Origin of the sequence: Sphingobium sp. 22B, from assembly GCF_001580035.1 — a bacterium.
In the GTDB taxonomy this organism is placed as follows: Bacteria; Pseudomonadota; Alphaproteobacteria; order Sphingomonadales; family Sphingomonadaceae; genus Sphingobium; species Sphingobium fuliginis.
Window position 1 is genome coordinate 1 of record NZ_LTAB01000091.1, and the last position, 456, is coordinate 456.

The 456-nt window shown below is 50.7% G+C and carries 1 protein-coding gene; it reads right to left on the bottom strand.

Features of this window, described 5'->3' with window-relative positions; all coding sequences use genetic code 11:
* The coding region (locus A0J57_RS26280; protein ID WP_153023185.1) for a hypothetical protein at positions 1–444 on the bottom strand (444 nt) is incomplete at its 3' end.
* Positions 445–456: the final 12 nt, after the last annotated feature.

Here is a 456-nt window from a genome sequence, read left to right on the forward strand (position 1 = left end):
GTTTTCCGGTGCCGTGGCTGTCGTAGCATCTGTCGCCACCTGGGGTGGGTGGTGAAATGGGTTATTATCAGCAATATTCTGGGCAATTATGGCAACTGGTTTTGCTTGCTCTAGCTGCGCCGTGAGCTGTTTACCCATTTTTTGAATTTCTGCTTCTGTAGGCAGCAATGAATCAGCGGAAGCTACGCCATAGCCAGTTGCACCGCTTTTACGGCTCAGTCTCTTCTCAAGAGTACTCGCCTGGATGTCTTTGTTTAAATCGCCGTTGGCTATGTGTTTGCTAGCTTCGCCGCGCTCTCGGTTTTCGGCTTTTGTTTCAACGCGATCTGCTTTGCTCTCGCTTTTCTCAGAGCGGTGATCGCCTTCGGGCTGGTTGATTTGAGAGTGGGACATTCGCGATACCAAGGCAGGAACTGTCTCATAATTATTCCCGCCCTGGTCCAATGCCCTCATTAG